The sequence below is a fragment of the Brevibacillus reuszeri genome (assembly GCF_002897295.1).
In the GTDB taxonomy this organism is placed as follows: Bacteria; Bacillota; Bacilli; order Brevibacillales; family Brevibacillaceae; genus Brevibacillus; species Brevibacillus reuszeri_A.
Map to the genome: position 1 here is coordinate 85,231 of NZ_BEXF01000002.1, position 20,927 is coordinate 106,157.

Sequence of the window (20,927 nt, forward strand, 5' to 3'; positions counted from 1 at the left end):
TCGCATTTCCCCCTGTCCCTGCTGTCCGTTATCGCTTGCAAATCAGCGGGTGCTTTGCTGATTGTTGCCGCTGCCCTGACCTTTGTCCTTTAAGAAGAACATCGCCAAAATCGTCAGCACATATGGCAGCATCGAAGTAATTTGAGTCGGCAACGAAAAACCTTGGAGCCTTATACTTAGTGCATCCATCAAACCGAACAGGAAGCTGGACGCAAGTATTCCCAGTGGATGGGACTGCCCCATCATCATCGCCACGAGTGCAATAAAGCCGCGACCTGCAGTCATGCCTTCTGTAAACATGGTCACCTGTCCGAGAGAAAGCTGGGCACCCGCTACCCCACACAAAGCTCCACACATGACGATAGCCAGTACCTGCAAGCTCGTTACTTTCAAGCCCAGGCTACGTGCTGCTACCGGGTTAAGCCCCACAGCAAGTACACGAAAGCCTGTCACAGTACGATAGAAGAAAATATAAAGCAATATCGCTGCGATAAACGCCAAATACACTAGCGGCGAATGTCCTGACAAAATGTCGCCCAGGACAGGAATATCCTTGATCACTGGAATGTCCAGGCGTGGCAATCCAGCCATGTCCTTGTCATAAAACGCTCCTTTTACACCAAAGATCGCACGCAAGGCAAATGTTGTCAGACCAAGCGCCAGAAAGTTAATCGCCACACCGACCACAATTTCGTTTGCTTTCATGCGAATGGTCATATACGCAAATAACAGCGAGAAGAGGACACTGGCAAGAGCGGCAATCAAGATTGCGAGGAAGAGATTCCCGGTAAAATGGTTCCCGACAATTGCCGAAAATGCACCGACGAGCACCAGCCCTTCCAAGCCTACATTAAAAACACCTACGCGCGCGCATAGCGCCCCGCCCAATGCAGCAAGCAGTATCGGTGTTACCATCCGAATGGTAGAACTGACGAGGGTCCAATCAAGCAGCTCCATGCGATTCTCCCCCTTTTGTCTTCCGCTTTTTCCACCAATCGTAGCTGAATTTTGCCGAGATGAACAGAATGAGCACGGCTTGAATCACACTAGCCAGCTCCAATGGCACATCCGTATTTCGTTCTACACCCATTGCTCCTGTTTGGAAAGCAGCAAGCAAAATCGAGGTAATAATGATCCCGATCGGATTGGAGTTTGCAAGCAAGGTAGCCATCAAACCTGTCCAGGCGAAGTTAGGAACCGTTAAGGCACCATCGACAAAGCGGTAATGAGCACCCAAAACTTCAACAGTTCCTGCCAGACCTGCCAAACCGCCACTCGCAAACATGCCTGTCAGCATAACCTTGATCCGATTGATTCCGCCGTATTGCGCAAACAGCGGATTTTGACCGAGCATTTTCACTTCATAGCCAAACGGCGTATAACGAATGACCCAAAACAGTACGAGTGCAGCGATGATGGCAAAAATGAAGCCAGCGTGTACACTCATGCCCGCAAACAGCTTGGGCAGCCAAACACTTTTATCCAGCATCACTGTCTGTGACAAAGCAGCAGAGCCAGTCCGGTCACGAAATGGTTCGGTCACGAGATAGCTCGCAAACAATACTGCGATATAGTTGAACAAAAGCGTGGAAATGAGCAGCGGAATGCGAAATCTAGCTTCCATAAAGCCCGGGATCAGTGCCCAAAAGCCGCCTACCGCCATACCTGTAAGGATAGCTGCAACCAGCTTGATCATTCCCGGTGCCGGTAAATAAACGGCAACCAGCGTGGCACTGATCGCTCCAAGCACCATCTGACCTTCTGCCCCCAGGTTGAACACCCCTGCGCGAAAGGCAAGTGAAAGACCAAGCGCAATTAACATGATTGGTGTGGCCCTTGCCAAGGTAGATGTGAAAAAGTAAAAGCTCCCAAAAGCTCCTTTCCACACCTCCTGGTAGGTACCGACAATCGATTCACCCACTGCAGCGATAACGAGCGCCCCGGTCAACAGGCCGATTACTACCGCCAAAATAGGCTGAACGAGCGACTTACCTAGCTCTTTGACTGCTGCCATGAACGCTTCCTCCTGCCATCAACACGCTGATTTTTTCTTCTGTTGCTTCCGAACGCGCCAGCTCACCAGCAATCTTTCCTTTATACATCACTAGAATTCGATCAGATAAAGCGAGAATCTCTGACAGTTCGGAGGACACGAGCAAAATCCCGTCTCCTTGATTCCGTTTTTCGATTAGCGCTTGATGGATATACTCCATTGCTCCAATATCAACGCCCCGAGTAGGCTCTGCTGCAATCAAAAATGGCGTTTCCTGTCCCAGCTCCCGAGCCACGATCAATTTTTGCAGATTCCCCCCGGAAAGATTCCCCGCAAGCTCCTGCAATTGTCTGGAGCCTGTTTTAATGGCAAAACGCTCGACCCAGCCACGGACGACCTGACGAAAGTCATCGCGCTTCACGATTCCTCGGCGGTAGTATTCCGGCTTTCGCTGATAGCCCATCAATGCATTTTCTTCTACGCTTTCGAGCTTTGCTGTACCCCACATGTAACGGTCTTCGGGAATATGAGCCAAGCCTGCGCTGCGTATCGTCGCAACCGATTGATTGGTAACATCCTTGCCACCGAGCTTGATACTTCCTTCCCCTGCCGTCCGAAGACCGCTCAGCGCTTGCAGCAGCTCCGACTGGCCATTCCCGGAAACACCAGCAATTCCGACAATTTCCCCGTGATGAACGGTAAAGCTGACCTGATCGAGCAAGGTTTGCTTTTCCCGAACAGTCAGATTCTCTACCTGTAGTAAAGGGCCACGCTCCAGAGCAATACGCTCACTCAGCTCCTGTAATTCCCGTCCAACCATGAGCCTTGCCAGATCATCTACATTCGTTTCCTCTCGAGAAACTGTTCCTGTCACTTTTCCGCCTCTGAGAACAGTGATGCGATCAGCTACCTCCATCACTTCCTGGAGCTTGTGCGTGATCAAAATGACACTTTTCCCACTCTGTGCCAGATTGCGAATCGTTTGCAGCAGCTCGCGAACCTCTAGCGGTGTCAATACTGCAGTAGGCTCATCCAAGACGATGATGTCCGCTCCCTGATACAAGACCTTGAGAATTTCTACCCGTTGCTGCTCACCGATGGAACAGCTCGACACCTGTGCCTGTGCATCGATCGGAATCCTGTACTGCTCGCTCAGTGCATGTACTTTTTCCACTGCCTCTTTTCTTTTGAAAAAGCCCGCCTGCTTCGGCTCGTATCCGATCACAATGTTTTCAGTGACAGTGAACTCTCCAAACAGCATGAAGTGCTGATGAACCATTCCGATTCCGCTCTGGATAGCATCTTCTGGGCCGCGGAAAGCAACCTTTTTGTCGCCTAGTACGATATCGCCTGAGGTTGGCTGCTCCATGCCGTACAGCATCCGCATCAGCGTCGTTTTGCCCGCTCCATTTTCACCAACGATTGCATGTACTTCGCCAGCAGCCAGTGAGAAAGACACCTTGTCGTTGGCAATAAAATCTCCGTATTTCTTGGTCATGTCCCTCATTTCCAGACGATAGGCCATTCCCACTCCTCCTTTATCCTGTGCTGCCGTCTTTAACTTTCCGCTAACACAATCGTGACCGACTACACAGCTGTAGTCGGTCACATCAATGCACTGTGTGTATTCTCTTAGAACGTGTCTGGAACTTTGCGCGTTCCAGCTACAATCTCATCGTTGATCGCTTTTACTTTGTCGATTACTTCCTGACCGATAAACGCGTTCAGTGGAGTTTTGCTCTCATGTGTTACGTACGTCACGCCCACACCTTTTTCTTTTAAGCCATACGTTACTACACCTGGCTTCAGGGAGCCTTCAACAAACGCCTTCACTGTTTCATACGCTGCTGCGTCTGTACCTTTTAGCTGAGACAACACGATGTGCTCAGGGTCGATTGTCGTGCGGTCAACGTCTTGTCCTGCTGTATAGAAGCCTTTTTCCTTCGCTGCTTCGAAAACGCCCAGGTCGCCTACTGCTGCTGCTCCGTTGATAAAGTCAGCGCCTTTAGAAGCTTGCAGGAGCGCCATTTCTTTTGCTTTTGCCGGGTCAGAGAAGCTGCCTACATAGTTCACGAGGAATTCTGCGTTAGGATTTGTCGCTTTCATCCCTTCTTGGAAGCCGCCTGTCCATTTTTTCAAAAGCGGAATATCCATTGCTACTACCATACCGACTTTATTTGTTTTCGTAGCCAGGCCTGCAGCTGCCCCCATCAGGTATGCTGCTTCCTGCTCGCGGAACGTTACACTGCGAACATTTGGCAAATCTACTACTGTATCGATAATCGCAAAGTTCCGATCAGGGTTTTCTGCCGCTACCTTCTTCAGTGCATCCTCTGCTTCAAAAGAAGAAGTGATGATCAAATCATAATTTTCTGCTACAGCTACACGCAGGTTTTCTTCAATCGCGCCATGGTCAGTGGACTCGATGCTTTTCACCTCTGCACCGAACTCTTGTCCAGCTTTTTTCGCGCCCTCATCCATTTGTTGGAAGAAAGGGTTTACCCCGATTTTTTCTGGCAGGATCAGTGCAATTCGCTTTTTCGCTGCACCCTCTTGTCCTGTTGCCTGTCCTTCTGGTTTATCTGCAGGTGCATTTCCGCCTGCCGAGCAGCCTGCTGCCAATACCGCAAATGTGGTCAAAGCCAATAACAACTTTTTCATGGTGTCTTCTCCCTCTCCTATCTATACACTTCGATCGTTTTTCTCTATTCCAATACGTAATGTACGTCTTTTGGACTAAAATTTCAATAGCAATTACGAATATTTCACTTCGCATTCACTTTATTGTTCGCAAATTCCCCCTCGTTCGCATAAAATAAAAAACTCTTCCCTGAGGAAGAGTTTGCGTCCGAGGCCGTCCTCTTCCTCATCTGTCAAAACCATGGTCAGGTTTTGCAGGAATTGGCACCTTACTGTAACACGTACAGTGGTTGCCGGGCTTCATCGGGCCAGTCCCTCCGCCTCTCTAGATAAGGTAGGTGAATCTATCGAGTTATAATGATGATTATTCTAGCAGAACGGTTCAAAAATGCAATTGTTTTTTACTTACAAACTGTCTTTTTTACTCTTTGTGAAACGTCTGCTGCAAACGATGGGACAGCGTATTTAATTCGCCCAGTTCCTCGGTAATTTCTCGCACCTTTTGATGCTGGTTTTCTGCGGTAGCAAAAAGCTCTTCCAGATTCGCCACCGACTCCTCCGTTACCGCGGTTATGGTCGACATCTCTACTGCCACTTCACCGGAACGCATTTTTACCCGGTCCATACTGGAGCGCACTTGATCAGCCGCCTCCAGGAATGCAACCATTCCCGTCCGCACCGCTTCAATAGAAGCAACTGTTTTTACTGCCAGCTCCTGTCCTTTGGCAACTGAAGCTTCTCCGCTACCAATTTGCTGCACTGCATTTTCACTTTCCTGGTGCAGCACCTTCAGAATCTCACTAATTTCCTGGGTAGCTGTGGCGCTTTGTTCAGCCAGCTTGCGAACCTCATCAGCAACGACTGCGAAGCCGCGTCCATGCTCACCCGCACGTGCCGATTCGATGGCAGCATTCAACGCCAGCAGGTTGGTCTGTGTTGCAATTTGATTGATAGCACCTACAATTTCCTCTACGCGGTTGGCTTGACGATTAAGCTGATGGATGGTCGAAGCTGCTACATTTACCGACTGTACGATTTGGTCCATTTGCAGAGACAGCTCATTCATCATCATCACACTGTCAGTCAGACGACGGTTATTGTGATCGGATTCGCTCTTCATTGCATTCGCCTGGTTGGTCACTGCTACGATCTCAGCATCAATCGACTGCACCTCTTCTTCGATCTTCACCGTAGAGTTTGCCTGTGATTCCATGCCTGTCGCTACTTCTTTAAAGGCGATCATCATTTCGTCTGTATTGCGCTTCGTGCCTTCTGCATGCTCATGGACGTGTTCGGTCGTGCGATCTAATTGGTCGGTCATCAACTGGATTTGGCCCAGCATCTCTTCCAGACGCTTTTCTTTTTCCTCGGCTTCCTGACGAGCAGAATTCGCTTTTTTCAGAGAGGCTTGTCCAGCCAGACACAGATAGGTCATCGCCCCCATCATCATGAGGATCGCGGCAATGCGCAGAACCATGTTCACTTCATCAAAATTGCCACTAAAAATCTCATATGTACCGGTATAAAAGCCAACTACCGACAAAATTATTTGGACAACCCCAGTAAAAACGACCAGCTTCCAGTCCAAATACGCTGCTAAAAAACCTATTACTATAAATGCAAGAAAAGGTACTTCCTCATAGGTCGTAAAATGATCAAAGGTTATCGCATAGTACATGAATCCAACAGCCACTAAATATCGAATGATATGGCTGTTTTTTCGAATGAAGTAAAGCGGTGACACGATCAAGGTAATCAGCAGCCCAACCGATGTCAGCTTCCAAAATTCTACGCCAGTCGAATAAGCAATAAGTCCTGCCATCCACAGATGATTCCATAAGATAAAAATCATAAAGCCTTCTTTATTAGTCAGCGTATTGCGTACCAATTGAACCATAATCGCCCTCCTTTTTTTCCGTTTTTATTTATATCGGCATCTTTCTCCATTATAAGTCGAACTTTATAACCAAATATGTGAAAAAAGTAAGAACAGCAAAAATAATTTGGAATAGGCTGATGTAACCAAACATTTTTTCCAATCAAGAACGAAAGGAACAACCAAAGTGGAACTCAACCAACTGCCAGCCACCGTGCTGACACGTACCATCTCCCGCCCAAACACGACCATTTACTATCCACAGCTCGCTGGACTCGCGAATCAGCAGGCAGAAAAGGATATAAACAGGGCAATCCTCCAAACCGTTCAGGGGCTGATCCATGAGCAGCAGCGTGTTCAGGTACCCGGCAACACACAGATGCAAGGTAGCTTCGAGATCAAAAGCAATGAGAGAGGCATCTTCAGCGTGACATTGAATAACTATGCCTATACTCCGCAAATGGCACATGGCATGACATTTATGGGTTCGGTTACGGCAGATATTCAGACAGGCAAGCTATACACGCTGCGTGACCTGTTCAAGCCCGGAAGCGACTATGTCAAGGTTCTTTCGGATAACATCAAGCTGCAAATCAAAGAGCGCAATATCCCTACCTTGAACGGATTTACTTCGATTAAGCCCGACCAGGATTTCTATCTCGCTGACAAAGCGCTTGTCATCTATTTTCAGTTGTACGAAATAACGCCTTACTATGTTGGTTTCCCCATGTTCCCCATCTCCGTCTACGATCTCGAGCCAATCATGAACGAAACCGGACCACTCAGTATTATGGCTGCTGACTGATTTCAAGGTCGTTTTTCATTACCATTCAGGCTGGTGCGATGATACAACGGGCATCAGCGTTTTTTTGCGCCCAGTGCTGACAAGTCTTCCGTCCGTGCGTTTTCCATTTGTAAGAAAATACAATCTTGCTCCAATCGAATAAACATTTACTTATATCCTCCGAGCTGTTAGTATGATATTTGTACATATTTACTTAAGCAATCAAGTCTATCATATATATCTGACCAGCTCCCCGGAGGTATGATATCTATGCATCATTACGGACATAAGATTAGTCAAACAGCTAGAGTTTTTAGTAAAACATTAAATGGAATTATGTCCCCGATGGGTCTTTACAGCTCACAATGGGGTATTATTTTGTGTCTGCACTATCGCAGCGCACTCACACAGGTGCAGCTCAGCAACTATTTAAATGTCGAAGCTCCGACAATTACACGGACATTGACTCGTTTGGAAGAGATGGGCTGGATTATTCGTTCGGAAGGCGATGATAAGCGCGAGCGCTACGTTTCGTTGTCTCCGCAAGCGATTGAGCGCTTCCCGGAATGGCTCCAGGCTGCCAGTGAGCTGGAGACAGTCGCGCTTCGTGATTTGGATGAAGAGGAACTGGCGACTTTCAATCGTGTCCTGAAAAAGATGAATGATAATTTGAGCTCAGTTTAAAAGCATAGGAAAAAGGCTTTTTCCCGGAACAATTATGCCCCGAGAAAAAGCCTTCTTCTCTATCATGAATGCTTCCGTTTCATCTAACCCAAACGTTTGACTACATTTCTTGCCATCCAGACGCCTGCTGCCCCTGCTTGAGCCAATCCTCTGGTGATTCCTGCTCCGTCTCCACCACAGAACAAGCCTTTGATTTCTGTCTCGAATTCTTCTGTCAGCTTCGGACGAGCTGAGTAGAATTTGGCTTCTACGCCGTAGAACAAGGTGTGCTCGGAGGCGATTCCTGGTGTGACTTTATCCAGCGCTTCGACCATTTCGATCAAGCTTTTCATCGTATTATATGGAAGCACAAGTCCCAGGTCTCCAGGTACCGCTTCTTTCAGGGTCGGCTCCAGGAAGCCTTCCTTGATCCGGGATACGGTAGAACGGCGTCCGCGGAGAATATCGCCGTATTTTTGCACAATGACGCCTCCGTTGGACAAATCATTTGCCCGCTTGCAAATTTCTCTTGCATACTCGTTTGGCTTGTCGAATGGCTCCGTAAACGTATGGGATACGAGCAGCGCGAAGTTGGTGTTCGGGGAACCGAGCGCCGGGTCCTTATAGGAGTGACCATTTGCCGCCATGACACCACTATGGTTCTCTACCACAACGTGACCAGATGGATTACTGCAGAATGTGCGTACCCGTGTCCCTACCGAAGTATTGAAAATAAATTTTCCTTCGTACAAGTGCTCGTTGATCTCGCGCATGACCACATCGGACGTCTCTACCCGCACACCAACATCGACCTGATTGTTGTACATCTTCAAGCGACGTTTTTTCAAAATATTCGTCAGCCACGCGGAACCGTCACGTCCAGGACCAATCACTACATGATCACTGTGGAACTCTTCCCCGTTCTTCAACACAACTCCCGTCACTTTATGGCCAGTCTCTTCTTTTACCGTCATAATGTCCTCTACTTCAGTCTTGAACATCATGTCGATCCGCTCTTTTAAATGCTCAAAAATGGACTGTAAAATCTCCAGGTTTTGCTCCGTTCCCAAGTGACGCACCTGCGCACGCAGTAATTTTAGCCCTGCTGCATATCCGCGCTGCTCAATACTTTTGATCGTCTCGGTCGTCGGGTCGGTAATCGACTCAGTAGCACCGTGCGCCAAATTGATTTCATCTACATATTGAATCAGATTGAGGACAGTAGACGGGCTCAAATAATCGGTCATCCACCCGCCGAACTCAGTCGTAATGTTGAATTTTCCGTCACTATATGCGCCTGCGCCCCCAAATCCACTGGTGATCGAACAGGCCGGCAGACAGCCAGCAAAATCCTTTTTCCCTGCGGCAGGAGGACAGAGCTTGATTTTCTCTTCCAAAATCGGGCAGCGACGGCTGTAAATATCGTGTCCTTTGTCAATGAGCAGCACCTTTGCCTCCGGTGCTTTTCGCGTTACCTCATAGCATGTAAAAATCCCTGCTGGGCCTGCTCCTACAACGATCACATCATACTTTTTCACGGTACATTTCCCCCTTGTAAGCATGCAAAAATTCCCGGCTGACGAATAGGGTATGTCAATAAACAAACCCCATTCGTAGCCGGGAATTTACGGTTCCCTGTAGAGACCCTCAAACCATATTTCTGAGGATATACGAATCGTATCATTCATCTAGCCAGTTACGTACTGCACAACAAAAATTATTGTAGCGCACAAGCTGAATCAGGTCAATATGAATTATCAAATTCGTTCGTGTTATGAGCGATAATGGGTATAAATCGATCTTAAACGAGATATATTTACCGCAAAAGACGAACATTATTTCCGAACGTTCGGGTTTGCAGCATCTTTCATTCCATTCTTTTGGCAGGAAACAAAAACAAAAGATTGAATAAATACAATTTTACAAAAATATTTTTACTGGCGATGACATACACAAAGGATGAGGCGTGTACATGCGGGACTATCGTTATTATCAGTCTGTTTTTGCTGGTATTCCAAAGCCGTTTGCCTTCGTTGATCTCGATTTGCTTGAAGAAAATGCTGAGCAAATCGTACTGCAAAGCAATGAAAAAAAGATTCGCATTGCGAGCAAATCACTGCGCAGCGTATCCATTCTCAAGCGACTTTTGCAATTGGACGAAAGCTATTCCGGGATTATGTGCTACTCAGCCCCGGAGGCACTGCATCTGTGCGCTGCTGGCCTCGATGACCTGCTGATGGGCTATCCGATCTGGGAAGAGAGCTGGATTGTTGCGCTTTCCTCGGAAATAGCGAGCGGCCGCAACATCACACTGATGATCGATTCCCCTGCACATGTACAGCATCTGGAACGAATTGCACGCAGGGAGCAGGTCAGAATTCCCGTTTGCCTGGACATGGATATGTCCTCGGATTGGCTCGGCTTTCATTTTGGCGTGTGGCGATCATCGATTCGATCCTTGGATGCGGCGCTTACTGTCGCTCGCCAGGTCGCCTCCTCAGATTATTTGTATCTGGACGGAATCATGGGGTACGAGGCGCAAATCGCCGGGGTGGGCGACCGCTATCCCTGCCAGTTTTTGAAAAACACTGTGATCCGGATGCTCAAGCAGCAATCCATCCGGCAAATTGCTAAGCGACGTGCTGCTATCGTGCAGGCCATTCACGAGATGGGTGTACGTCCCCGCTTTGTGAATGGTGGAGGTACGGGCAGCCTGCATCTGACAGGCAAGGAGGACGCAGTTACCGAGTTGACGGCAGGGTCCGGGTTTTACTCGCCAGGTCTATTCGACTATTACCAGGATTTTCGCTTTCAGCCTGCTGCCGGATTCGCACTGGAAATCGTCCGCACACCTACCCCTCACATTTACACCTGCGCTGGTGGCGGTTATATCGCTTCAGGCTCTGCCGGGAAAGATCGTCTACCAAAGCCTTATCTCCCTAAGGAAGCCCGTCTTCTCACCAATGAAGGAGCGGGTGAAGTCCAAACACCACTTTTTTACCGCGGCACCGAAACGCTAGAGCTGGGCGATCCTATCTTTTTCCGCCACGCAAAAGCAGGAGAGCTTTGCGAGCGATTTACACGTCTGTATTGTGTTTCAGGAGGAAAAATTGTCGAGGAAGCAACCACATATCGGGGGGATGGCCTATGCTCACTATGAAAAAAGGAACACAACGCTGGACGAATTGGACAGGAAATGTATCCAGCTACCCACAGCAGTTTGTCATGCCAAATAGCCTGGAAGACCTCATCTCCGTCGTCAAGCAGTGTCACCAGAACAATACTCGTATACGTGTCGTTGGCTCAGGCCACTCCTTTTCCCCATTAGTCCAGACAGATGACTGCCTGCTTTCTTTGGATCTTCTTCAAGGTCTTCACCATGTCGATACCGAGCAGCATACGATCGAGGTATGGGCGGGTACCAAGCTGAAAGCACTCGGAGAGCTATTGCACCAACAAGGCTATTCTCAGGAAAACCTGGGTGATATCAACTCCCAATCCATCGCAGGAGCCATCAGCACAGGGACTCACGGAACAGGAATCAAGCTCGGAAGCATCTCTACGCAGGTGATCGCGTTGACGGTCGTTACCGCAGCTGGTGAAGTCGTAGAATGCTCCGCAGATACCCAGCCTGAGCTTTTCAAAGCGATGCGCGTCTCACTGGGACTGCTCGGGATTATCGTGCAGGTCAAGCTGCGAGTCCTCCCTGCGTACCGATTGCGTTATCAAAGCTACCGTATGCCGCTAGACGATTGTCTTTCTTCTCTCGATACGTTCAAAACCGAGCACCGTCATTTTGAATTTTTCACCTTCCCCTACTCTCCTACTGTTCAAGTAAAATTCATGGACGAGACGAATGACCCTCCAAGTGGCAATCACCGATGGACCTATTGGAAGACCATGGTGATTGAAAACGGTCTATTCTGGTGCTTGTCAGAGAGCTGTCGCCTGATGCCCTCCCTCTCCAAGCGTATTAGCCGATTATCTGCCCAAAGCGTCCCTTCTGTTACAGAAAGCGGCTTTAGTCATCAGCTTTTTGCTACCCCGCGCTTGGTCCGCTTTTATGAAATGGAGTACTCCGTCCCTGCTGCCCATATGAAGGATATCATTGCAGAGCTGCACCAGGCGATTGAGCAAGAGCAATTTGCCGTTCATTTTCCATTGGAATGTCGTTACGTAAACAAAGACGATATTTGGCTCAGTCCCGCCTATGAACGAGAAAGCGCCTTTATCGCGGTTCATATGTACAAAGGAATGCCCTATCAAGCCTATTTCGCTCGTATGGAGGAGATTTTCGCCCGCTATGAAGGACGTCCGCACTGGGGAAAAATGCACAACATGACGGCGGAAAGACTGCACCAGCTTTATCCGCGATTACAGGATTTCTTGGATTTGCGTGCCAAGCTCGATCCACAAGGATTGTTCGTAAATGACTATTTAGCCCGTCTGTTTGGGATTTCCCGTTAAAAACCAAAATTCCTCCACCAGCTTTGACAGTTGGTAGGAGGCTTTTTGGTTTCGTCTTCCTTTATCCTTGGGTCGGTATATTCGGGTGTTTTGACTTCTTGCGACCGTAGCGCAAGTAATAGTAGAGATAAAAAACGCCCAGAGCGGCAATTCCATAGTACAGTCCAAATCGCTGTGTCGCATCAAAAATTGGGAAAAGCAAGATAAACGTACACAATGCGAGACATAAGATTGGCATCACGGGGTAAAACGGGGCAACAAACTGCAAGTCTTCTATTTTACCACCTTCTCGCAAATATTGGCGGCGGAAGTTGAATTGAGAGAGAGCAATCCCCATCCACGTAAAGGTAACAGCAATACCCGAGACAGACATGAGCAATACGTATACGGTATCTGCCGCAAGCACGCTAGTCAGAAGCGATAACAGCGAGAAGGCAAGCGTAGCAAGCAAGGCGTTAAGTGGTACTCTGCGTTTGGTCAACTTGCCGAAAACCGGATGCGCCATTCCGCTGTGAGAGAGTGCCCACAACAAGCGCGTAGCGGCATATAGGCAAGAGTTCCCTACAGAAAGAAGCGCTGTCAATATGACGAAGTTCATGATATCTGCAGCAAACGGAATTCCTACAGCATCAAAAACCGTAACAAACGGGCTTTCCAGAAGTCCCAGCTCACTAGAAGGAAAGAGAGCGGACAAAATCATGACGGAAGCAACATAAAACATGAGAATACGGAAAACGACGTTGCGAATGGCACGAGGAATGTTTTTCTGTGGGTTTTCTGTTTCACCCGCAGCAATCCCGATCAATTCAGAGCCCTGATAAGAGAACACGACGTTCATCATCGTGACAAAAACAATCGTGATTCCAAACGGAAAGAGTCCCCCGTCCGCTGTGAAGTTGGACAAGAATGGCGCTGGTCTGCCCTCCATGCTGACAAATCCAAAAATAGCCCCTATTCCGACAACGATGAAGATAAGCACGGCCAATACCTTGATTCCCGCAAACCAGTATTCGGTTTCCGCAAAGCCTTTGGTTGTCAGTGCATTAAAGACAAAGAGCAAAATAATAAACACGGCGCACCAGATCCATACCGGTGTATCCGGGAACCATCTTTGCATGACCATCCCTGCAGCGGTAAACTCTACACCCGCAGTCGTCGCTGATCCGAGCCAATACATCCAACCGAGCGTAAATCCGCTTGCCGGGCCAATGTATTTGGTAGCGTACGTTTGAAAGGAGCCTGTTACAGGCATTTTTACAGAAAGCTCTCCCAGACATGTCATCACGAGGTACAAGAGAATACCCCCGACGATATAAGCGACAACAGCCCCTCCTGGTCCAGCTTGATTGATGGTAAAGCCGGCATTCAAAAACAGTCCCGTTCCGATCACACCACCCAGCGACAACATAAATAAGTGGCGGCTTTTCATTGAACGTTGCAGCTCTTTATCTTTTTCATTTCCCGTATTCATAGGAACCCTCTCTTTCCATGGCAGGTTGACGGAAAAATGTAAGCGCAATCTTTTTTTACGTATAAGAATTCATAAACGATCATGCGCTTATGAATTCTTATACGCAGGGAAACTCACCACGAAAACGCGGCCGCTCCTCCTTAAGGTAGCCTCGATAGAGGTTTGTTTATAAAGCGGGGGAACTGCCCGGCACTAGAAGCGCAGGGACAGGCAGCTCAACCCACCATCTTGTTTACGGAACTCGGACATTTCCAGCTCAATTACGTTGTAGCCTGCTTCCGTGATTTGTTTTTTGGTGCTCTCGAAGCCTTTTGGAATAATCACATAGTCATTGATGTGGATGCAGTTAGCAGAATACTCCACTTCTTTTTCAACAACGATGTGCTTGTAGTCTTTGAAGGTGTCGGAATTTACAAATTCGCCAGCGAGAACGACTGTGTTATTGCCCAAATAAGCAATACCCGTTTTCAAATGGAAGAATTCTTCCAGTTGGACGATGGTAACCTCATAGCCGTACTTGGCTAAAATTTCACGGAACTGAATCGCACCCGCTTCGTTCGTACGCGTAGAAAGACCTACGTAAAAATGGTTTTCTACTTGCATAACATCGCCACCATCAAGGAAACCAGGCGATTGGATGTATTCGATTGTGTCGTAGAAACGCGGGATAACCGTTTTCATATCCTCGATCTCACCGTTGCGGCTGTCTGCACCAGGGTTAGTAATCACTGCGCATTTTTCAGTCAAAACTGCAGTATCCTCAACGAATGTGGAATCAGGGAAGCGCTCATCTGCTTCCAAAACAGTTACTTCCAAGCCTGCCTGCTTCAATGCCTCTACATAAGCGGCATGCTGCTCAAGCGCAAGTGCAAAATCTGGCGTGCCCAAATCTGATGTAGTAAGACCGTTAACGTAGCTGGCTGCTGGTTTCTTTACGATCGCGCGTGAAAATTTCATGATAGGTAGCTCCCTTCTTCTTGGCACAAGTTTGTAGTTTAAAGCGTATACATTTTTCTATTTTTCCACAATACGAAATTTATTCTGTTATTCAAAATCACACTCCTAATGTAAAATAGTTTTAAATTTTTTGTCAACGGAATTTTATCCGCATGAAATTATGTTGATTCTGTGAAAGTATTCTGATAGATTGTTACTTGAAAAGGCCAGCGAGGCATCTCCAAGCCGTACTCTTGCAAAAGAAAGCCAGGGGGGAAATACGTTGGTACAATCTATTGACCGAGCGATGAGCATCATACAAGTGCTGGTTTCTGACGAAAGTAAGCCGCATTGGTCAATCTCAGAAATTGCTGAGGAAACGACACTGCCTCTAAGCACGGTGCATCGATTAATCAGCAGCTTGATGAAATATGGACTGATTATGCAAAACCCGGAAACCAAGCATTACAAAGTAGGCTATACGTGGATGGAAATCGGGTTGCGTCTTTTGGATAAAATTGACACCCGCGCCGTTGCACGCTCCGTCATGGAACGATTGGCGGCAGATGTGAATGAAACCGTCTACCTGAACATTCCGAACGGCGCTGACTCGATCATCGTCGAGCGCGTGGAAAGCTCCATGACCGTTCGGATCATCGATAACCTGGGCGAGCGAATTCCTCTGCACATCGGAGCTGCAAACAAAACCATCCTTGCCAATATGGCACCAAAGGAAGCGGAGAAAATCGTTTCGGCACTGGTATCAGATCCAGACAAGCGTCGAGAACTATTGGACCGCCTGCCTGAGATCAAGCGCAATGGATACGCCACCAGCTATGGTGAAAAAACAGAAGGAACCGCTTCTGTCGCCGCACCAATTCTCGGCTATAACCAGAAGGTGGTTGGCGCATTGAGTATCGGAGTACCTAGCTATCGAATTACCGATGAGGTTTTGGCTACGCTGATTGAGAAAGCTCAGCAAAGCGCCATGGAAATCTCGCACAAAATCGGAGCGTTATCCTAAATTTTTTTACCCACCAAGCGGAAAGAGTTTTCACTATACGGAAAACGGAGGCTAACATCATGCAAAAATGGCAGACAAAAGAACAGTTAGTTGATCTTCTGTGCAATCTGGTTAACATTCCAAGCGTTACCGGGTCAGCCGCAGAGAAGGAATTACCTGGCTATGTAGTGGAGCAGCTGCGTACCCTGCCCTACTATCAAGCAAACCCGGATCATGTTCGCGCAAATCCAACCGGAGATGATCGTCATTTTGTTACTGCCTTGGTTAAAAAAGAAGGCGTTCGCGACACAATCATTCTCGTCAGCCATTTTGATGTTGTGGATGTAGAAGACTACGGTGCTTGGCAAAAGCACTCGTTTGATCCTAAAACCTTGACTCCTCTTTTCCACCAAAACCAGGCAGATATGCCTGCGGAAGTACAACAAGACATGCGTAGCGGCAACTGGATGTTTGGCCGCGGTACGATGGATATGAAATGCGGTCTGACTCTGCATATGTCGATGATCGAGCGAGCGATTGCTGGAGAATTTGATGGAAACATTCTGTTATTGACCGTTCCTGATGAGGAGGTCAACTCCGTTGGAATGCGTGCAGCTGTACCAGAGCTGTTGAAAATCGCTGAGGAATTTGACCTGGAGTATAAGACTGTCCTCAACTCTGAGCCAATGTTTACACGCTACCCAGGCGACCAAAATAAATACTTGTACACAGGCTCTATCGGAAAAGTATTGCCTGGGTTCCTTTGCTACGGAAAAGAAACGCACGTAGGTGAGCCGTTTGCTGGCTTGAACGGAAACTATATGGCCTCCCAAATTACTTGTGAGCTGGAGCTGAATACCTCTTTTTGCGAGGTTGTAGAGGGAGAAGCTTCTCCACCGCCAACGAACCTCATCCAGAAGGATTTGAAAAAAGAGTATTCCGTGCAAATTCCTCATCGCGCAGTGACTCTGTTCAATCTGTTCCTGTTGGAAAAACGCATGGAAGAAGTCGTAGAGCCCCTTCTTGACGCAGCCAGAAATGTAGCAGATCGGATCAAGGAAAACTACATCAAGCATGCGAGCCAATTCGCGAATTTTGCACCGTTCAACCCGCGTGATCTGTCTATCTCCGTGATGACCTATGAGCAGCTGTACGCCTATGCACTCAAAACTCACGGGGAAGAAAAGCTGAAGCAGCTAGAAGCCGATGTCATCGCCAACCGCAATGACAAGGATGATCGTGATACGACTATCGAGCTGGTCGATCAATTGGCGATTCTCTGTAAAGAGCTGTCTCCGATGATGATCCTGTTCTTTGCTCCACCGTTCTACCCGGCTGTCAGCTCTCGCAACCATCCATTGATCAAGCGGATTTCTACGGAAATGGAAAGCTATGCACGCGACCAGCACCAAGTCACACTGGTTAAACAAAACTACTTTGGCGGGATCTCTGACCTCAGCTACGTCGGCCTTCAATACCCGGCAGCATCCATGCAGCCACTCGTTGCGAATATGCCGCTTTGGGACAATGGTTACTCCATTCCCCTGCAGGAGCTTGAAGCATTCGACGTGCCTGTATTGAATCTGGGACCTGTCGGACGTGACGCCCACCAGTGGACAGAGCGCCTCGACGTCGATTATGCGTTTGATACATTGATGGACATGCTGCCACGTTGCATTCAATCTCTTTTAAAGAGCGAGCATGTAACGAAATAACAGATCGCTTTCCTTCTATTAGAAGGTAGAAAAGCTCTTACGAAGCAGTATCCCATCGTAAGAGCTTTTTTCTTCTTTGAACCCGTTATACATGCTCGTCCCGTTTTTCTATATAATGAAGAAAAGATTCAGTGAGGGATTTGTTCATGTCTATGCAGTTTGAAGCAAAGGAAAAAGGCTTTGTCACTCATCTATCCTATGGTGATCTGCATGTTTCCGGGGATGAAGAGTACGGCTTTCGCCCATTCCAGCTACTCGTTTCTTCCATCGCTGTTTGCAGTGGAGGCGTTCTGCGCAAGGTTCTGGATAAAATGAGAATGCCCTGCACCGATATGAAAGTCACCGCAGAAGTGGAACGCAATGAAGCAGAAGCGAACCGCGTCGAAAAAATTCATCTTCACTTCATTATTACAGGTGAAAATCTAAAAGAAGAAAAAGTACAAAAAGCGATCGAAGCAGCTAGCAAAAACTGCCCGATGGTTCAATCCGTTAAAGGAAGCATTGTCGTAACGGAATCCTTTGAGCTCGTTTCTTGAGAATTTTCCCGTACACGTGATCAAATTTGCAATGAGAGGTAACCATGTCCGATCATCATTCTGACCATATGCACCCGGAGCTTACGCCTTCTTCTTTGTTTGTCCTAAAAAGCATTCAACAAGTGAGCCTGTCTTCTGGGGAAACGATCGCGCTCAATGACCCCTCTGCCCATATGATTGTCATCGTGACGGAAGGAACGGGCTTTTTTCATGAAGAGTCCGTTCCTTGTCCGATTACAACTGGCAGTGTCCTGTTTGCATTATTGGAAACGGGAAAAAAGACAGTCTCCGCTACCAAAGAGGGCCTTTGCTTTCTTCGATTCGATTTCGAGGTCTTGCAGCAGGAAGCAGCTTCACCAAACAGCTATGTCCCGAGCCGTTCCTGGAAGCCAGAACATCATGAATTTTTTCTTCAGCCGAGCAGCAGCTGCACCGAGCTGGCTCAATCGATGTATGCGAATCGACAATCAAATGATCCACTCGAACGCTTCCAGTATCAGATACGGTTTCAACAGCTATTGCATCTCATCTGGAGCAATCCCCCTACCCCCATGGCTGATAAACCTTCAAGCGCCATAGATCGTACAGTGACATACATTCACACTCATTTTGCCGAGCCGATCTCATTGGTGGACCTGGCGGAGGAAGCTGGGCTCACGCCTCGATACTACACAGAATTATTTAAGAAAAGTGTAGGGAAAAGTCCCATCGAGTATTTGACGAGCTACCGCATGGAGCAAGCGAAAAAGCTGCTGCGAGAATCGGATAAACGGTTTCGGGAAGTAGCCAGACTTGTCGGATACGAGGATGAATTTTACTTTAGCAGACGCTTCAAGCAGCAGGTTGGCGTGTCTCCTACTGTATTTATCCGCATGAATCAGCAGCATGTTACACCAGTCACTTTTCAATACGCAGAATATTTAATGGCGCTTGGCATCATGCCTGTTGGTGCTCCAGAAGAGCAGGTGCTTTATTTGCGAGAGCAGCTACAGCTTAAAGAAGCTGATCAAATCGTCACACTGTCCAGAGATTATCCCGAACAGATCAAGCCGTTGCAGCCGACCTTTATTTTGACAGATTACACGGAAGACTGTGCTGCCTTTTCCAAAATTGCCCCTACGCTTGCATTGCCGTGGCTCGCCCACGATGTCTTCGGTCATTTCAAAAGAATAGCCGACGTACTCGGAATGAAAGAAAAAGCAGCTTCATGGCTGGGGCAGCATGAACAAAAGGTGCAAAAAGCAAGACGCTTCGTAGATTCTTCAATAGACAAAAACGAAACGGTCTCTATTCTCAATGTGCGGGCGACAAATTTACTCGCTTACGGTGTACGCAATATCGGTCACGTCTTGTATCGCTCACTCAAGCTGACACCGCCTCAAATCCTGCAAGACCGGCTCAATCGTGATCCTAACCTTTGGGCGATACCTATTTCAGAGGATCAATTGACCGCGTATTCCGGCGACTGGATGTTTGTACATGTCTTTGACGATGACCTCTCTCGGGCACATCTTCATCATTTAATGAATAAAGAAGCGTGGAAGCAAATACCTGCCGTACAAAAAGGACAGGTGGTCTTGCTGAATCCTACGTGGTTTGCCTATGATCCATTGTCACTTGAGGTTCAACTGGAAGAAGCTGTTCAGTTTTTAACGAAACAAAAGCACTCCTGGCCGCCATATTATCCAAATAAAAACGGAATATCCTCCATGGATGAGAAGCTGAATTCGCGGTAACATTTAGCTTGTTATTGAGAATGATTTTCATTACGGAGGGTAATCATGAAAAAATCACGAATACAAGCATGGCTATCCGGATTCATGCTCCTGACCTTGGTTTTCCTCACTGCTTGTGGTCAAACAGCCAGTCCGAGTCAACCGAGTCAGCAAAATCCACCCCCATCCTCTCAAGAAGCCGCACCGGCCGGGGATAGCAAGCAAGGTGAGACACGTGTCTATAAGCATGCAAAGGGTGAGTCCACGATTCCGGTAAAACCCGAGCGTGTAGTGGCTCTGCAATATTTAAGTCATATGCTTGCGCTGGGCGTGAAGCCGATCGGAGCGCTCAAAGGACATATGGAAGGCGAGGACATGGCTCCTTTGATCGATGGTATCGAGGTCGTTGGAGATTATGATGCCTTCAATCTCGAAAAAATCCTTGAGCTGCAACCAGACTTGATCCTGATCGATACGGAAGTAGAAGAACAAGTATATGAAAATCTAGTGAAGATCGCTCCTGTAGTGGCGATTGACTTTAATGAATACGATGTCTTTGGTCATGTCAAAAAGGTTGCTGAAGTGCTTGGGCGAGAAAAAGAAGGCGAAGAGTGGCTGGCGAAGCATAATGCAAAGGTAGAGGAAGCCCGTAAACTGGTACAAGCCAAGCTAGGAACAGACGCTACCGTTGCTGCCTTGAATATCCGTGCGAAAACAACCAAATTTTACGGTGCACGCAATATGGGGCATGTCCTGTTCAACTCTCTCCAATTGAAGCCACCGGCACTGATCAAAGCGGAAATCGACAAAGACCCTTTTTTCTGGTCAAAGGATGTTTCGATGGAGCTGTTGCCTGAGTATGCAGCAGATCATATCTTCCTCATGCTTCACCCAGGTGATGATGCCGTCAAATATTTGAAGGAAATCGAGGAAAGCAGCCTGTGGAAGAACCTGCCTGCCGTCAAAAATAATCATGTATACGTCGTTGATTTGGAAAGATGGCTGGGATACGATCCGATTTTGATTGAAAAACAGCTGGACGAAGCTGTGCAATACTTAACCGGAGAGAAGGCTCCGACCAAGCCATGAGGAACATTCCTCTCTAAACGAGTTCTCTTACAAAAAACC

Annotated in this window: 17 protein-coding genes and 2 riboswitches; of the genes, 9 read left to right on the top strand and 8 right to left on the bottom strand. The window is 47.7% G+C overall.

Annotated elements, in window-relative coordinates; all coding sequences use genetic code 11:
• Window positions 1-42: 42 nt before the first annotated feature.
• The 5 genes from C3B52_RS03555 to C3B52_RS03575 form a co-directional block, all read right to left on the bottom strand.
• The gene (locus C3B52_RS03555) at window positions 43-957 is read right to left on the bottom strand and encodes an ABC transporter permease (RefSeq protein ID WP_103104730.1); all 915 of its coding nucleotides are present in this window, start codon (window positions 955-957) and stop codon (window positions 43-45) included.
• Window positions 944-2,014, bottom strand: coding sequence for an ABC transporter permease (locus tag C3B52_RS03560; protein ID WP_103104731.1), 1,071 nt, complete (start codon window positions 2,012-2,014; stop codon window positions 944-946). Before C3B52_RS03560 ends, C3B52_RS03555 begins: the two co-directional genes overlap by 14 nt.
• Window positions 1,989-3,518: an ABC transporter ATP-binding protein gene (locus tag C3B52_RS03565; protein WP_103104732.1), complete on the bottom strand. Its 1,530-nt coding sequence runs from the start codon at window positions 3,516-3,518 to the stop codon at window positions 1,989-1,991. The genes C3B52_RS03560 and C3B52_RS03565 overlap by 26 nt, the downstream gene beginning before the upstream one ends.
• Before the next feature lie 107 nt (window positions 3,519-3,625).
• Window positions 3,626-4,654: a BMP family lipoprotein gene (locus C3B52_RS03570; RefSeq protein ID WP_103104733.1), complete on the bottom strand. Its 1,029-nt coding sequence runs from the start codon at window positions 4,652-4,654 to the stop codon at window positions 3,626-3,628.
• A gap of 202 nt (window positions 4,655-4,856) precedes the next feature.
• Window positions 4,857-4,969: riboswitch (SAM riboswitch) on the bottom strand.
• Window positions 4,970-5,054: 85 nt separating this feature from the next.
• Window positions 5,055-6,530: a methyl-accepting chemotaxis protein gene (locus C3B52_RS03575; RefSeq protein ID WP_103104734.1), complete on the bottom strand. Its 1,476-nt coding sequence runs from the start codon at window positions 6,528-6,530 to the stop codon at window positions 5,055-5,057.
• Window positions 6,531-6,696: 166 nt separating this feature from the next.
• Between C3B52_RS03575 and C3B52_RS03580 the strand changes: the two genes are divergently transcribed.
• A complete protein-coding gene (locus C3B52_RS03580; RefSeq protein ID WP_103104735.1) occupies window positions 6,697-7,314 on the top strand; it encodes a DUF3298 and DUF4163 domain-containing protein in 618 nt (205 codons plus the stop codon).
• 249 nt (window positions 7,315-7,563) lie between these two features.
• The gene (locus C3B52_RS03585) at window positions 7,564-7,977 is read left to right on the top strand and encodes a MarR family winged helix-turn-helix transcriptional regulator (protein WP_103104736.1); all 414 of its coding nucleotides are present in this window, start codon (window positions 7,564-7,566) and stop codon (window positions 7,975-7,977) included.
• Between the two features lie 83 nt (window positions 7,978-8,060).
• On the opposite strand, the gene C3B52_RS03590 is transcribed toward C3B52_RS03585, so the two are convergent.
• On the bottom strand, window positions 8,061-9,494 hold the full coding sequence (locus C3B52_RS03590) for an NAD(P)/FAD-dependent oxidoreductase (protein ID WP_103104737.1): 1,434 nt from the start codon (window positions 9,492-9,494) through the stop codon (window positions 8,061-8,063).
• Between the two features lie 56 nt (window positions 9,495-9,550).
• Window positions 9,551-9,650: riboswitch (purine riboswitch) on the bottom strand.
• Between the two features lie 278 nt (window positions 9,651-9,928).
• Here C3B52_RS03590 and C3B52_RS03595 point away from each other — a divergent pair.
• Together C3B52_RS03595 and C3B52_RS03600 are read left to right on the top strand one after the other, a co-directional pair.
• Window positions 9,929-11,116 (top strand): amino acid deaminase/aldolase, encoded by a 1,188-nt coding sequence (locus C3B52_RS03595; RefSeq protein ID WP_103104738.1) that lies wholly within the window; start codon window positions 9,929-9,931, stop codon window positions 11,114-11,116.
• On the top strand, window positions 11,104-12,423 hold the full coding sequence (locus C3B52_RS03600) for a D-arabinono-1,4-lactone oxidase (RefSeq protein ID WP_103104739.1): 1,320 nt from the start codon (window positions 11,104-11,106) through the stop codon (window positions 12,421-12,423). Before C3B52_RS03595 ends, C3B52_RS03600 begins: the two co-directional genes overlap by 13 nt.
• 61 nt (window positions 12,424-12,484) lie before the next feature.
• Here the strand turns inward: C3B52_RS03600 and C3B52_RS03605 are convergent, their stop codons facing one another.
• Entirely contained in the window at window positions 12,485-13,894 is a 1,410-nt protein-coding gene (locus C3B52_RS03605) for an amino acid permease (protein ID WP_103104740.1), read from the bottom strand.
• 192 nt (window positions 13,895-14,086) lie between these two features.
• Entirely contained in the window at window positions 14,087-14,851 is a 765-nt protein-coding gene (locus tag C3B52_RS03610) for a dimethylarginine dimethylaminohydrolase family protein (RefSeq protein WP_103104741.1), read from the bottom strand.
• Window positions 14,852-15,113: 262 nt separating this feature from the next.
• Between C3B52_RS03610 and C3B52_RS03615 the strand changes: the two genes are divergently transcribed.
• From C3B52_RS03615 to C3B52_RS03635, 5 genes are all read left to right on the top strand, one after another.
• Window positions 15,114-15,854, top strand: a complete 741-nt coding sequence (locus tag C3B52_RS03615) for an IclR family transcriptional regulator (protein ID WP_103104742.1) — start codon at window positions 15,114-15,116, stop codon at window positions 15,852-15,854.
• Between the two features lie 59 nt (window positions 15,855-15,913).
• A complete protein-coding gene (locus C3B52_RS03620) occupies window positions 15,914-17,548 on the top strand; it encodes a M20/M25/M40 family metallo-hydrolase (RefSeq protein WP_103104743.1) in 1,635 nt (544 codons plus the stop codon).
• 152 nt (window positions 17,549-17,700) lie between these two features.
• Window positions 17,701-18,084: an OsmC family protein gene (locus C3B52_RS03625; protein WP_103105057.1), complete on the top strand. Its 384-nt coding sequence runs from the start codon at window positions 17,701-17,703 to the stop codon at window positions 18,082-18,084.
• 44 nt (window positions 18,085-18,128) lie between these two features.
• Window positions 18,129-19,820, top strand: coding sequence for a helix-turn-helix domain-containing protein (locus tag C3B52_RS03630; protein ID WP_235615593.1), 1,692 nt, complete (start codon window positions 18,129-18,131; stop codon window positions 19,818-19,820).
• Window positions 19,821-19,865: 45 nt separating this feature from the next.
• Entirely contained in the window at window positions 19,866-20,888 is a 1,023-nt protein-coding gene (locus tag C3B52_RS03635; protein ID WP_103104744.1) for an ABC transporter substrate-binding protein, read from the top strand.
• The last annotated feature ends 39 nt before the right edge of the window (window positions 20,889-20,927 follow it).

Bases quoted from the DNA above. Each gene is read 5' to 3' on its own strand.
- C3B52_RS03555 (WP_103104730.1), bottom strand. From the start codon at position 957: ATGGAGCTGCTTGATTGGACCCTCGTCAGTTCTACCATTCGGATGGTA.
- C3B52_RS03560 (WP_103104731.1), bottom strand. From the start codon at position 2,014: ATGGCAGCAGTCAAAGAGCTAGGTAAGTCGCTCGTTCAGCCTATTTTG.
- C3B52_RS03565 (WP_103104732.1), bottom strand. From the start codon at position 3,518: ATGGCCTATCGTCTGGAAATGAGGGACATGACCAAGAAATACGGAGAT.
- C3B52_RS03570 (WP_103104733.1), bottom strand. From the start codon at position 4,654: ATGAAAAAGTTGTTATTGGCTTTGACCACATTTGCGGTATTGGCAGCA.
- C3B52_RS03575 (WP_103104734.1), bottom strand. From the start codon at position 6,530: ATGGTTCAATTGGTACGCAATACGCTGACTAATAAAGAAGGCTTTATG.
- C3B52_RS03585 (WP_103104736.1), top strand. From the start codon at position 7,564: ATGCATCATTACGGACATAAGATTAGTCAAACAGCTAGAGTTTTTAGT.
- C3B52_RS03595 (WP_103104738.1), top strand. From the start codon at position 9,929: ATGCGGGACTATCGTTATTATCAGTCTGTTTTTGCTGGTATTCCAAAG.
- C3B52_RS03600 (WP_103104739.1), top strand. From the start codon at position 11,104: ATGCTCACTATGAAAAAAGGAACACAACGCTGGACGAATTGGACAGGA.
- C3B52_RS03605 (WP_103104740.1), bottom strand. From the start codon at position 13,894: ATGAATACGGGAAATGAAAAAGATAAAGAGCTGCAACGTTCAATGAAA.
- C3B52_RS03610 (WP_103104741.1), bottom strand. From the start codon at position 14,851: ATGAAATTTTCACGCGCGATCGTAAAGAAACCAGCAGCCAGCTACGTT.
- C3B52_RS03620 (WP_103104743.1), top strand. From the start codon at position 15,914: ATGCAAAAATGGCAGACAAAAGAACAGTTAGTTGATCTTCTGTGCAAT.
- C3B52_RS03625 (WP_103105057.1), top strand. From the start codon at position 17,701: ATGCAGTTTGAAGCAAAGGAAAAAGGCTTTGTCACTCATCTATCCTAT.
- C3B52_RS03630 (WP_235615593.1), top strand. From the start codon at position 18,129: ATGTCCGATCATCATTCTGACCATATGCACCCGGAGCTTACGCCTTCT.
- C3B52_RS03635 (WP_103104744.1), top strand. From the start codon at position 19,866: ATGAAAAAATCACGAATACAAGCATGGCTATCCGGATTCATGCTCCTG.